General features: G+C 67.4%; 11 protein-coding genes and 1 pseudogene. 10 read left to right on the top strand and 2 right to left on the bottom strand.

The window, feature by feature from the left end:
• Positions 1–197: 197 nt before the first annotated feature.
• Entirely contained in the window at positions 198–452 is a 255-nt protein-coding gene (locus tag V7053_RS14805; protein WP_334173038.1) for a hypothetical protein, read from the bottom strand.
• Between the two features lie 260 nt (positions 453–712).
• Between V7053_RS14805 and V7053_RS14800 the strand changes: the two genes are divergently transcribed.
• The 9 genes from V7053_RS14800 to V7053_RS14755 all read left to right on the top strand — a co-directional run bounded on the left by V7053_RS14800 (position 713) and on the right by V7053_RS14755 (position 11,150).
• Entirely contained in the window at positions 713–1,507 is a 795-nt protein-coding gene (locus V7053_RS14800; RefSeq protein ID WP_334173037.1) for a hydroxypyruvate isomerase family protein, read from the top strand.
• 59 nt (positions 1,508–1,566) lie between these two features.
• The gene (locus tag V7053_RS14795; RefSeq protein ID WP_334173036.1) at positions 1,567–2,481 is read left to right on the top strand and encodes a 2-hydroxy-3-oxopropionate reductase; all 915 of its coding nucleotides are present in this window, start codon (positions 1,567–1,569) and stop codon (positions 2,479–2,481) included.
• A gap of 34 nt (positions 2,482–2,515) precedes the next feature.
• Entirely contained in the window at positions 2,516–4,303 is a 1,788-nt protein-coding gene (gene gcl, locus V7053_RS14790; protein WP_334173035.1) for a glyoxylate carboligase, read from the top strand.
• Between the two features lie 13 nt (positions 4,304–4,316).
• Positions 4,317–5,534 (top strand): glycerate kinase, encoded by a 1,218-nt coding sequence (locus V7053_RS14785; protein ID WP_334173034.1) that lies wholly within the window; start codon positions 4,317–4,319, stop codon positions 5,532–5,534.
• Complete coding sequence (gene allB / locus V7053_RS14780) at positions 5,531–6,874, top strand: allantoinase AllB (RefSeq protein WP_334173033.1); 1,344 nt, start codon at positions 5,531–5,533, stop codon at positions 6,872–6,874. Before V7053_RS14785 ends, allB begins: the two co-directional genes overlap by 4 nt.
• 22 nt (positions 6,875–6,896) lie before the next feature.
• Positions 6,897–7,370: a thioredoxin-dependent thiol peroxidase gene (gene bcp / locus V7053_RS14775; protein WP_334173032.1), complete on the top strand. Its 474-nt coding sequence runs from the start codon at positions 6,897–6,899 to the stop codon at positions 7,368–7,370.
• Positions 7,371–7,679: 309 nt separating this feature from the next.
• Positions 7,680–8,531 carry a 2-oxo-4-hydroxy-4-carboxy-5-ureidoimidazoline decarboxylase gene (gene uraD, locus V7053_RS19100; protein ID WP_443022627.1) on the top strand — a complete coding sequence of 284 codons (852 nt, stop codon included), beginning with the start codon at positions 7,680–7,682 and terminating at the stop codon, positions 8,529–8,531.
• 6 nt (positions 8,532–8,537) lie between these two features.
• Positions 8,538–9,476: a factor-independent urate hydroxylase gene (gene pucL / locus V7053_RS14760; RefSeq protein WP_334173031.1), complete on the top strand. Its 939-nt coding sequence runs from the start codon at positions 8,538–8,540 to the stop codon at positions 9,474–9,476.
• A gap of 174 nt (positions 9,477–9,650) precedes the next feature.
• The gene (locus V7053_RS14755) at positions 9,651–11,150 is read left to right on the top strand and encodes a nucleobase:cation symporter-2 family protein (protein ID WP_334173030.1); all 1,500 of its coding nucleotides are present in this window, start codon (positions 9,651–9,653) and stop codon (positions 11,148–11,150) included.
• A gap of 105 nt (positions 11,151–11,255) precedes the next feature.
• On the opposite strand, the gene V7053_RS14750 is transcribed toward V7053_RS14755, so the two are convergent.
• Positions 11,256–12,296: an AraC family transcriptional regulator gene (locus tag V7053_RS14750; RefSeq protein ID WP_334173029.1), complete on the bottom strand. Its 1,041-nt coding sequence runs from the start codon at positions 12,294–12,296 to the stop codon at positions 11,256–11,258.
• Between the two features lie 89 nt (positions 12,297–12,385).
• On the opposite strand from V7053_RS14750, the pseudogene V7053_RS14745 reads away from it, so the two are divergent.
• Positions 12,386–13,317, top strand: a pseudogene (locus V7053_RS14745) (hypothetical protein); the annotation flags it as partial.

Genomic DNA, 13,317 nt, shown 5'->3' with positions numbered 1-13,317 from the left:
GCGAACCGGCGGAAATCGATCGGCGAAGGGGCTCCGCCTGACTGGAGGGGATGCCGCCCGGCCCAACCACGGCGAACCGGCGGAAATCGCTCGGCGAAGGGGCTCCGCCTGATCGATGGGGGTGCCGCCCCGCCCAACCACGGCGAACCGGCGGAAATGGGGCATCCGGACTGCGGCCCCGCCGCGAGCTGAGCTGCTCAGCTCGCGAGCTTCTCCTTCTCGCCGTCGTCCACGCCGTCCTCCTCTGGCACCCAGCGGACCGCAACGTTCGCGCCGTCGCCGTCTTCTTCGATCCGGAGGACGAGGTCCACACCGCAGAGGTGCTCGTGCTGAGCGTACCGTCCGTCGAGTCGGGCGGCTTCCAGGAGTCGCTCGAGGGCAACCGCAAGAGCCCTGCCCCAGTCACGGGGATCTGTACTTGAGGCGCGTTCCGCGCCGACGTAACTGGCCATGTGGCCATTGTTCACCGCGCTCGACCGGAAACGCCAGTGGCCCAAGGTCCTATGGAGTATCCGTTCGGGCGGGTTCTTGTGGTGCCGCGCCGAGGGTCGGAGCCAAAACCCTCGGCGGGTCGCGGAGGCGTCCCGCGCGAACCGGGCCGTGCGAAAGGGTAGTGCCGCCCGGGTTGACCGGGCCACAGCTCGGTCCTACACTTTTCATCAAGAGGAAATCTTATTCCGCAATGTGAAAGCGAAGCAGGAAGGTCCCGACAATGACGTACACGGTGAACTGCTCCATTCTCCTCACCGAACTGCCGCTGCTCGAGCGGCCGGCCGCGGCAAAGGCCGCCGGCTTCGACGCCGTCGAGTTCTGGTGGCCCTTTGCCGAGGCAGTGCCCGCCGACAGGGACGTCGATGCGTTCGTGAACGCGGTCCGCGATGCCGGAGTGCAGCTGAGCGGACTGAACTTCTTCGCGGGGGACATGCCCGCAGGCGACCGCGGCCTCGTGTCGTGGGTCGGGCGGGAGAGCGAGTTCAAGGCCAACATCGCCGTCGTCGCCGCCATCGGCGAGCGCCTCGGCACCCGAGCCTTCAACGCCCTCTATGGCAACCGCCTCGAAGGGTCCTCCCCCGAGGCGCAGGCCGAGCTGGCTGTGGAGAACCTCTCGGCGGCCGCCCAGGGGATCGCCGAGATCGGCGGAACCGTGCTGCTCGAGCCTGTCTCGGGCACCCCGGCCTACCCGCTCAAGACCGCCGCCGACGCCCTGGCCGTGATCGCCAGGGCCAAGGACGCTGGCGCTGAGAACATCAAGCTCCTGGCCGACTTCTACCACCTCGCAGTCAACGGCGACGACGTCCGCGCAGTCATCGAGGACCACGCCAAGGACTTCGGCCACATCCAGATCGCCGACAACCCCGGCCGCGGCGCCCCCGGCACCGGCGCCCTCCCGCTGGGCGAATGGATCACCCGCTCCCGGGAGCTCGGGTACGACGGCTACATCGGCCTCGAGTACAAGGCCCCGCAAGCTGAGGCCTTCACCTGGGCCATCCGGCCCGTCGCGGGCTGATCCGGCCCCGGACCCCCCGCATGAGCAGCAACCGCACAGGCTTCCCAAGGAGAGAACCAATGAGCACTGCAGAGAACAAGGCGAGCATCGCCGTCGTCGGCTTGGGCATCATGGGCCTGCCCATGGCCGTGAACCTCGTCAAGGCCGGGTATCAGGTCACCGGCTACAACCGCAGCGAAGAGAAGACCCAGAAGCTCGTCACCGAGGGCGGCAAGGCCGCTGCGAGCGTGGCCCAGGCCGTCAAGGACGCCGACGTGATCATCACGATGGTCCCTGACTCCCCCGACGTCGAAGCCGTCACCACCGGCGAGGACGGCGTCTTCGCCAACGCCAAGAAGGGCGCCCTCTGGATCGACGCGTCCTCGATCCGGCCGGACGTCGCCGTCCGCCTCGCCCAGGCCGCCCACGACGCCGGGCTCCGCCCCTTGGACGCGCCGGTCTCCGGGGGCGAGCAGGGCGCGATCGACGCCGTCCTCTCGATCATGGTCGGGGGCGCGCCGGAAGACTTCGAGGAAGCGCGGCCGGTCCTGGGCGCCGTCGGCAAGACGATCGTGCACGTGGGCCCCTCCGGCTCGGGCCAGACCGTCAAGGCGGCAAACCAGCTCATCGTCGCCGTCAATATCCAGGCTCTCTCGGAGGCGATCGTGTTCCTCGAGGCGTACGGCGTCGACACCGACGCGGCCCTCAAGGTGCTCGGCGGCGGCCTTGCCGGCTCCAAGGTCCTGGACCAGAAGGGACAGAAGATGCTCAGCCGCAACTTCGACCCAGGCTTCCGCCTCGCCCTCCACAACAAGGACCTCGGCATCGTCACCTCCGCAGCCCGCGAGGCCGGCGTCGTCGTCCCGCTCGGTTCGGCAGTCGCCCAGCTCGTCTCCGCCCTCGTCGCACGCGGCGACGGCGGCCTCGATCACTCGGGCCTCTTCAAGCTGACCGCCGAACTCTCCGGCAAAGACGTCTCCAGCCACACGAACTGAACCCCTAAGAACTAGACCTCAAGGAGCACCGACAATGGCAAAGATGCGCACTGTCGACGCGATCGTGGCGATCCTGGAGAAGGAGGGCGCCACCGAGGCGTTCGGCCTCCCGGGAGCCGCGATCAACCCGCTGTACTCGGCAATGAAGGCCCACGGGGGCATCCGCCACACCCTGGCCCGCCACGTGGAGGGCGCCTCGCACATGGCAGACGGCTACTCGCGTGCGAAGGCCGGCAACATCGGCGTCTGCCTCGGCACCTCCGGCCCGGCGGGAACGGACATGATCACGGGCCTCTACGCGGCTCAGGCCGACTCGATCCCGATGCTGTGCTTCACGGGCCAGGCGCCCGTCGCGAAGCTGCACAAGGAGGACTTCCAGGCGGTGGACATCGAGTCCATCGCGAAGCCGCTCACGAAGATGGCCATGACCATCCTCGAGCCGGGCCAGGTGCCCGGCGCGGTGCAGAAGGCGTTCCAGCTCATGCGCACCGGCCGGCCCGGTCCCGTGCTGCTGGACCTTCCGTTCGACGTGCAGATGGCCCAGATCGAGTTCGACATCGACGCTTACGAGCCGCTCTCGGTCGAGAAGCCGCGCGCCACACGCAAGCAGGCCGAGAAGGCGCTCGACATGCTCTCTGCCGCTGAGAAGCCGCTCATCGTGGCCGGCGGCGGCATCATCAACGCCGACGCCTCGGCAAAGCTCGTCGAGTTCGCGGAGCTCCTGAACGTCCCGGTGGTCCCGACCCTCATGGGCTGGGGCGCCATCCCCGACGACCACCGCCTCATGGCCGGAATGGTGGGCCTCCAGACGAGCCACAAGTACGGCAACGCGACGTTCCTCGAGTCGGACTTCGTCATCGGCATCGGTAACCGCTGGGCGAACCGCCACACCGGTTCGGTCGAGAAGTACACCGAGGGCCGGACGTTCGTGCACGTGGACATCGAACCGACCCAGATCGGCCGCGTCTTCTCCCCCGACTTCGGCATCGTCTCGGACGCCGGCCTCGCCCTCGACGCCCTCATCGAGGTCGCGAAGGAGCGCCAGGCCGCGGGCACGCTGCCCGACTACTCGGCGTGGGCAGAGTCCGCGCAGGAGAAGCGCGGCCGGATGCAGCGCAAGACGCACTTCGACACCGTCCCGATGAAGCCGTTCCGCGTCTACGAGGAGATGAACAAGGCGTTCGGCCCCGAGACCACGTATGTGACGACCATCGGCCTCTCCCAGATCGCCGGTGCGCAGATGCTGCACGTGTTCGGTCCGCGCAAGTGGATCAACGCCGGCCAGGCGGGTCCGCTGGGCTGGACCGGGCCGGCTGCGTTGGGCGTGGTCCGTGGCAAGCCGGGCGAGACCGTTGTAGCACTCTCGGGCGACTACGACTTCCAGTTCATGATCGAGGAGCTCGCAGTGGGAGCGCAGCACCAGCTGCCGTACATCCACGTCGTGGTGAACAACTCCTACCTCGGCCTCATCCGCCAGTCCCAGCGGGGCTTCGAGATGGACTACCACGTCTCCCTCGCGTTCGAGAACGTGAACGCCACCGGATCGGAGACCGTCCAGGGCTACGGTGTCGACCACGTCAAGGTCGCCGAGGGCTTGGGCTGCAAGGCAATCCGCGTCGAGCACCCGGACGATCTCGCCCCCGCCTTCGAAAAGGCCCGTGCGCTCATGGCCGAATACAAGGTGCCCGTGGTCGTCGAGGCCATCCTCGAGCGCGTGACCAACATCGCCATGGGCACCGAGCTGGACAACGTCGTGGAGTTCGAGGACCCGGCGGAGCGCCGCGAGGACGCCCCGACGGCGATCGTCGCGCTGCTCGACTAGGACGGGGACCGGAGTGAAGATCGTCCTCGCCCCGGACAAGTTCAAGGGTTCGCTCACCGCACCGGAGGTGGCCGCGGCACTCGCGGAAGGCATCCGCGACGTGCTCCCCGACGCGGAGCTCGTCCTGGTGCCAGTGGCCGACGGCGGCGAGGGCACCGTGAGCGCAGCGCTCGGCGCGGGGTTCTCCCCGCGCGGAGCGGCGGTCTCCGGGCCCACCGGCCAGCCGATCGCGGCGAAGTTCGCCGTGCAGCCGCCTCCGGGCGCGGCGGGCTTCGCGGGCGGGCGCGCCGTCGTAGAGATGGCCGCCGCCTCGGGGCTCGACGTCCTCCCCGACGGCATCAGAGATGCCCGCAACGCCACGAGCCTCGGCACCGGCCAGCTCGTTCGCGCTGCGCTCGATGCCGGGGCGCGCGAGATCATCCTCGGCGTCGGCGGCAGCGCCTGCACCGACGGCGGCGCGGGGATGCTGCAGGGCCTGGGGGCCCGCTTCACGGACGACGCCGGCAACGAGCTTCCGCTCGGCGGCGCGGCTCTCGCGCGCATCGCGGAGGCCGACCTCGGCGGGCTCGACGCTCGTTTGGATGCGGCCACCCTCATCCTCGCGGCCGATGTCGACAACCCCCTCCTCGGCGAGCACGGCGCTGCTGCCGTGTTCGGCCCGCAGAAAGGGGCAACGCCGTCGGACGTCGCCGATCTGGACGCCGCGCTGGCACGCTTCGCCGAGGTTCTCGGGGGCACCATGGGCCATCGCGCCGTCGCTCTCAAGGACGCACCCGGGGCCGGCGCCGCGGGCGGCGTGGGCTACGCGGCCCTCGTCCTCGGCGCGCAGCGGCGGCGGGGCATCGAGGTCGTCGTCGAATTCACCGGCCTCCGCCCGAAGCTCGAGGGCGCGGCCCTCGTGGTCACGGGCGAGGGCAGCCTCGACGCCCAGTCTCTCTCGGGCAAGGCGCCTGTGGGCGTGGCGGCGGAGGCACGGGCCCAAGGCGTCCCGGTCGTCGGGGTGTGCGGCCGCAACCAGCTCGACACCCCGACCCAGCGCACGGCCGGATTCGCGGCCGTGCACGCCCTCACCGACCTCGAGGCAGACGTCGAGGTGTGCCTGCGGGACGCCCGGCGCCTCGTCCGCGAGACGGGCCGCGTCATCGCGGCGGACCTCGCGCAGGGCCTCGCGGGAACGTCGGAGGGTCTCACTATCGTTGACACTGACAGCAGGAAGGAATCTGTGCGATGACTGACACCGGATTCGATCTGGTCATCCGCGGGCAGCGTGTGCTCACGACGGCGGGCATCGTTCCGCGGGAAGTGGGGATCACGGACGGGCGCATCGTCGCGCTCGAACCGCTCGGCAACGAGCTCGCCGGCCGCGAGGTCATCGAGCTCGCCGACGATGAGACGCTCATCCCGGGCCTCGTCGACAGCCACGTCCACGTGAACGAGCCCGGCCGCACCGAGTGGGAGGGCTTCGCCTCGGCCACGCGGGCCGCCGCGGCCGGCGGAGTCACGACCATCATCGACATGCCGCTCAACAGCATCCCGCCGACCGTCAACGTCGACGCCCTGCGGGTCAAGCGGGCGGCGGCGGAGACGCAGTCGTTCGTGGACGTCGGGTTTTGGGGCGGGGCCATCCCGGGGAACACCGGGGACCTGCGCGCACTCCACGACGAGGGCGTGTTCGGGTTCAAGTGCTTCCTGCTCCATTCGGGCGTGGACGAGTTCCCGCACCTGGACGTCGATGAGCTCGAGAAGGACCTCGCCGAGATCGCCTCGTTCGACGGGCTCATGATCGTCCATGCCGAGGACTCGCGGGCCATCGACCACGCGCCCAACCCTGAAGGCGACATCTACGAGAGCTTCCTGCACTCGCGACCGCGCGGGGCGGAGAACGTCGCGATCGCGGAGGTCATCGAACGGGCCCGCTGGACAGGCGCGCGCGCGCACATCCTGCACCTCTCGTCGTCGGACGCCCTTGCGATGATCGCCTCGGCGAAGCGCGACGGCGTCAAGCTCACGGTCGAGACCTGCCCGCACTATCTGACGCTCCTCGCGGAGGAGATCCCGAACGGTGCCACGGCGTTCAAATGCTGCCCGCCGATCCGGGAGGCGTCGAATCGGGAACTCCTGTGGCAGGGCCTCGAGAACGGCGTCATCGACTGCATCGTCTCGGACCATTCGCCGAGCACTGTCGACCTCAAGGACCTCGAGAACGGTGACTTCGGCGTCGCGTGGGGCGGCGTGGCCTCGCTGCAGCTCGGCCTCCCGATCATTTGGACCGAGGCCCGCCGTCGCGGCATTCCGCTCGAGCGCGTCGTCGAGTGGATGGGCCGCAAGCCGGCCGAGCTTGCCCGGCTTCAGCGCAAGGGAACCCTGGCCCCGGGGTACGATGCTGACCTTGCGATCTTCGCGGCGGACGAGGCGTTCGTCGTCGACGCGGACAAGCTGTACCACAAGAACCACATCACGCCGTATCAGGGAAAGACCCTGTCCGGGGTGGTACGCCGCACGTTCGTGCGCGGCACCGAGGTGGACTTCAGCGAGCCCAAGGGCCAGCTGATCCGCCGCGGCACGGCCTGACCGAACTCCCCTAGGAGGAACCATGACAACCACCACGAAGCTGAGCACCGGGCAGCAGGCCCCGGACTTCACTCTCCCCGATGCATCCGGGAAGGATGTCTCGCTTGCGGACTACCGTGGCCGTCGCGTGGTCGTGTACTTCTACCCGAAGGCGGCCACCCCTGGCTGCACGACCGAGGCCTGCGACTTCCGCGACAGCCTCGACTCGCTCAACGCAGCGGGCGTGAGCGTCGTGGGCATCTCGCCTGACCCGGTGGAGGCCATCGCCTCCTTCGCCGATGACTTCGGCCTCACGTTCCCGCTCCTCGCGGACGACGGCGCCGCCGTCGCCAAGGCCTGGGGCGCGTGGGGCGAGAAGATCCGCAACGGCGAGGTCGTGGAGGGCATCCTGCGTTCGACGGCGGTCGTGGCGCCCGACGGCTCCATCGAGTCGATCGACTACAACGTGCACGCAGACGGCCATGTGGCCGCACTGCGGGAGAAGCTGGGCGTCTAGACAGCTCGGGGTGTTGCCCCGGTCTAGCACTCAGGGCCTCGGACATGCGTGTCCGGGGCCCTTTGCATGAGAAGTGCTGCCCAAACCACCATCTCCTGCCGACTTTTCGCACGGAGATGCGGCCGAGGGCAGCAGATGGGAAGACGAGTGACCCGTCACACCTTAGGGTGTTGACAATCACACTGCCAGTCCTCCAGACTATTTACACATGCTGAAATAACAGTTCCACGATACGGAACCCAAGAAACCGACGTTCCGTATAGCCGTCACCGTGGATGCCAGCATCGAGCAGTTGAGGACCCGACAAGCATGTTGCTTGAACAGTTCAACGCCGCCCCCGCCCGCGAGGTTCGTGAGCTCTTGAAGCCCTGCCTCGATGTGCCCCGCTGGATCGAAGAGATCACCGCAGCCCGCCCCTTCGCAAGCCTCGACGCACTCCTGGCGACTGCGCGGGGAGCGGCGGATCCCTTCACGTCAGCCGAGCTCGAGGGCGCGCTTTCCCACCACCCGCGTATCGGCGAGCAGGCTTCCGGCCACTCGGCCGAGGCCTCGATGTCGCGCAGCGAGCAGTCGGGGGTGGATCAGCGGGACCCGGAGACGGTCGCCGCGCTCGCCCGGGGGAACAGGGCGTACGAGGAGAAATTCGGCAGGGTCTTCCTGATCCGTGCCGCCGGCCGTTCGGCCGAAGAGATGCTGGCCGCCCTCCACGAACGGCTCGGCCACAGCGCCGAGCAGGAGGAGCCGGTCGTCGCCGAGCAGCTCCGCGAGATTGCGGTGCTCCGACTGGAGCAGAGGCTGTCCCCGGAGGAGCATGAGCGCATGAGCGTCTCCCACGTGACCACCCACATTCTGGATACCGCAGCCGGAAGACCGGCCGCAGGTGTCGCCGTCGAACTCTACGCCCGCGACGGCGAGGCATGGTCCCAGATTGGAACGGGCACCACCGATGCTGACGGGCGGGTGAAAGACCTCGGCCCGGAGCGTCTGCAGAGCGGTTCCTACCGCCTGCAGTTCGCCACCGGAGCCTACTTCGCCGGCATCGGGCAGGAGACCTTCTTCCCGGAGGTTTCTCTCACCTTCACGGTCGACGAGAACGAGTCGCACTACCACGTGCCGCTCCTGCTGAGTCCTTTCGCCTTTTCTACTTACCGAGGGAGCTAACCCACCATGGCGCAGAACAACACGGCAGAGACCACCGCCAGCAAGATCGTCCTGGGCAAGAACCAGTACGGCAAGGCCGAGGTCCGGGTCGTCAAGATCACCCGCGACACCGCGCGGCACGAGATCGAAGACCTCAACGTCACCTCGCAGCTCCGCGGTGACTTCGTGGCAGCCCACCTCGAGGGCGACAACGGCCACGTTGTCCCGACCGACACCCAGAAGAACACGGTCTACGGCTTGGCCCGCGAAGGCATCGGCTCTCCCGAGGAGTTCCTCATCCGCCTTGCGAACCATTTCACCTCCGAGTTCGGCTGGGTCACGGGTGGACGCTGGGAAGCCGAGCAGTACGCGTGGGAGCGCATCATCGCGCACGGCCAAGGCCACGACCACTCCTTCGTCCGCAAGGGCCAGGAGGTCCGCAACGCCGTCGTGACGAAGGACGGGCAGAACGTCTACGTCATCTCGGGCCTCAACGACCTCACCGTGCTGAAGTCCACCGAATCCGGCTTCGTCGGGTACCCGAAGGACCGCTTCACGACCCTCCAGGAGACCACCGACCGGATCCTCGCGACCGACGTCTCGGCCCGCTGGCGCTACAACAACGACGCGATCGCCAACGGCACCGTTGACTTCAACAAGGCGTACGACGACGTCAAGGCGCTCCTGCTCGAAGGCTTCACGGAGGGCTACTCGTACGCCCTCCAGCAGACGCTGTTCCAGATGGCCCAGAAGGTCCTGGACGCCCACCCCGAGATCGACGAGATCCGCTTCTCGACGCCGAACAAGCACCACTTCGTCGTCGACCTGACGCCCTTCGGACTCGACAACCCCAACGAGGTCTTCTACGCGGCCGACCGGCCGTACGGCCTCATCGAGGCGAACTTCCAGCGCGAGACGATCTCGGACGCCGGAAATGCCTGGGACGGCATCGCGGGCTTCTGCTGAGCCTGCGCTAGCCCTCGCTCATCCCTCCGCCCCCAGGAAGGCGCGGACGACGGCGGTGAACTCCGGCCGTCGTCGTCCGCCCTTTCGCTCGCATCACCCCCCCACACCCACCGCACACCACCCTCACCACCTTCAGTTGCGCACCCGGAATCCAAGCTGACAAGGAGGTCTGCTATGTCCCGAAAGACGGCGCCTGTCCCTACTGCTGTTCAGAGCACAGAGACGACTAGCCCGGAGAACCAGAAGCTGCCGGTTTCCACGGCGTTCGCCTACGGCATCCAGCACGTGCTCACGATGTACGGCGGCATCATCGCGCCGCCGCTGATCATCGGTTCGGCGGCAGGACTCAAGGGGCCGGACCTCGCCCTGCTGATCACGGCGTGCCTCTTCATCGGCGGTCTCGCGACCCTGCTGCAGACCCTCGGCATCAAATGGTTCGGCTCGCGACTCCCGCTCGTCCAGGGCACCTCGTTCGCCTCGGTCGCGACGCTGCTCGCCATCGTCAGCGGCGGTGGCGGCCTCCCGGCAGTGTTCGGTGCGGTCATGGCCGCCTCGCTCATCGGCCTTCTCGTCGCGCCGTTCTTCGCCCAGATCATCCACTTCTTCCCGCCAGTGGTGACGGGCGTGGTGATCACCACGATCGGCCTCTCGCTCGTCCCTGTCGCCGCGGGCTGGGCCATGGGCGGCAACCCGACTGCGCCGGATTACGGCAGCCCGGCGAACATCGGCCTCACGATCCTCACGCTCGTGATCATCATGCTCCTGAGCAAGCTCGGGAGCGGGATCGTCTCGCGGCTGTCCATCCTCCTCTCCATCGTCATCGGCACGGTCATCTCGGTCTTCCTCGGGAAGGCCGACTTCTCGCAGGTCCTCAACGGCCCGATCTTCGCCTTCCCGGAGCCCTTCCACTTCGGGCTCCCGACGTTCGAACCGGCCGCAATCATCTCGATGGTGATCGTCGTCCTCGTGATCCTGACCGAGACAACGGCCGACATCCTTGCCGTTGCCGAGGTCACCGGGGCCACCGTGGACTCGAAGCGCATCGCGAACGGCCTCCGCGCCGACATGCTGTCCTCGGCCGTCTCTCCCGTCTTCAATGGCTTCACCCAGAGCGCGTTCGCCCAGAACGTCGGCCTCGTTGCGGTCACGGGGATCAAGAGCCGGTTCGCGGTGGCAGCAGGCGGCGTCGTCCTCATGCTCCTCGGCCTGCTCCCCGTGCTCGGGCGCGTCGTCGCCGCCGTCCCGATGCCCGTTCTCGGTGGGGCCGGGATTGTCCTCTTCGGCACTGTCGCGGCCTCTGGGATCCGTACGCTCTCGAAGGTCGACTACAAGAACAACATGAACCTCATCATCGTGGCGACGTCGATCGCGTTCGGCCTCGTCCCGGTCGTGGACCCCACCTTCTACGGCAAGTTCCCCACGTGGATCCAGGTCATCTTCGATTCCGGGATCAGCTCCGCTGCGCTCATGGCAGTCCTGCTGAACATCCTCTTCAACGTGATCAAGCGCGGCAACCCCAAGAGCAACCCCTCGGTCTTCGCCGCGGCGCCAACCCGCATGGTCCCGATCGTCGTCCTCGACGCCCTTGAGGAGGGGGATCGCTGCGAGAACGGCAAGATCCTCGACAAGGACGGAAAGGAAGTTCAGGTCGAGACATCGCACGGCCTCCACTAACACTGAGATCGCATTCTGAATGAACACGTAGGTAGGCCCTGCTCTCTACGGAGGGAGCGGGGCCTACCTCTACAATTCGCATGATCTTTTTCGGTGGAATGGTATTCAATTTCTCCGAAAATGCCCGGGGAGCATTCCGGTCGCACCAATGATCGATTTCCGCATGGCCCGCGCGTCGAGAAAACCGCTCATCCTGGCAACGACCTCGAAAGTCGCGTCCTGCATATCCCTCAAGCCCAGCAGCCTGATTGCTTCCTGAGTGCGATAGGAGCGGATCACGTGCCCGAGTCCGCCACGAGTCGAGAACGCGCGCTGCAGCGCCCGTACCGAGACGCCGACCCTGCTGGCCAGGTGCGTTGCCGTCAGACCGCGACTTCGGAACTCGCGCGCGATGATCTTCAGGGCCTCGACGGCGAGCCGCTCGTCCCTGTCCCCGGAAATGGATGCCGCTATTGACGCCTCGACGAGGACGGCCGTAGAAAGCCCGAGGAGTAGCTCTGCAACCCCCGCGTCCCTCCCAGGGGACCGGAAGACGACCTCCGCGACCGCGCGAAGGGCGGCCATGCTCGTCGAGGCACCACTGAGAAGGTAGGGCGCCTCCACTGAGAACGCGACTTCCCCCGGGCCCACTCCCCTCGTCATGCTCATCACGATCGCCCTGCCCGGCGCGGCAAGACGCAGCTCAACTGGCGCCGCTTCGCGGAAGGCCACCATGCCGCCGGCCGGCACGCTGGACTCGTTGGCCTGGAACTGCGTGTCGAACGGCAGCACGAGGTGGACGCAGTCCTTCCTCGACGGAAAGACGGCCACCCCGGTGAAACGGCTTTCGGTCGCAGCCACATAGGTCAAGACGATGTCCCCGGCGCGGACCGCCCTCAGGCGCAAGGCAAACGCCCCGACATCAGTATGCGGCTCTACGAGGCCTCCCAGTTCGGCCAGGCCAACCTCCCCGAGAAAGTCATGCTGGTTCCCATCGACCCATCTCTTCTCCACACGTCCCCCTGTGCGCACTACAATCGAGAATTGCGTCACCGCCCTGTCGGCCTCTGCGAGCCTTTCGGGCGGGACTTTCCCACACGATAAGTTGCCCTTCTCGCCACCTAGACGCAGAGTGCTGGCCTCTTGGCGCAGAATTGCCGTTCGCACGGCACCGGGTTCCTCTCACCTCTACGGTTCAGAATGTCCGGCTTCGTTCTGAAGCCGCCTTCCGCGAATTCCTGTGAGAAAGAGCCAGCATGCCCGAGCCCACTGTCCCCGGCACTCCGAGCGGCGAGAACACCGCAACCGACAGCATTCCCCGGCGCACCATCACCCGCACCGCGGCCTGGTCGATGCCTGTCGCCCTCGCAGTGGTGTCGACACCCCTCGCGGCGGCGTCCCCAACAGGCGGGATCATCCTCTTCGACTACCCCGAATACATCGTCGGCCCGGGCATGACCTACGGCTCGATCACGGGCAAGGTGGTGCCGAATGTGGGTACTTCGCTCCCCGCGACCGTGAAGCTCACCTATCCGACGGGTTGGAGCGGCCCGTCGACGGCGAGCGTGAATCCGGTAACGGGGACATTCACCGTTACCGGGGTTGTTGCTCCCTCGTCAGTGAGCAGCGGGACCCTCACGGCAAGCTCATCCGGCTTCACCCCTGGCACCACCACCCTCACGGTCGCCCTCAACCCCGTTCCGGCAGCAACGGACGGCGTCGTCTGGGGTGAGAACCTCGACGTCACCCTGTACTACGGGAACGTCTCCAGCAACGAGCCCTACGCGAGGACGCCCAACAGCCTGACGGGCGCCGGGACGCTAGGCGCCAAGCAGACCATCGCCATGGCCGGGGGCTACCGTGGATACAACAGCTACCTCATCCGCAGCGACAATACCCTCTGGAGCCACGGGGATGGGGGCACCTCGACTGCCCCAGGGACGAGCGCTTTCATCGCGGGCCAGTTCCCCTTCAGCGGGTCCACCGCGCTGCTGCCCGGGGAGAAGTTCGTTGACGTCGTGGGCTTCACCGGGGGCGGATATGTGCTCACGACGCATGGCCGCATCTTCTCATGGGGCTACAACACAGGCGCTGGCACCCTCGGAAATGGCACCCTCGGTCCCGACACCAAGGTCCCCGTGCTCGTGACCAATCCCGGACCGGACGTGTTCATCACCGCCATCTCGGC

The sequence above is a fragment of the Sinomonas sp. genome (assembly GCF_036848755.1).
Taxonomy (GTDB): Bacteria; Actinomycetota; Actinomycetes; order Actinomycetales; family Micrococcaceae; genus Sinomonas.
The sequence above is the reverse complement of the archived record's forward strand: the minus strand, read 5'-3'. Positions and strand labels throughout refer to the sequence as shown.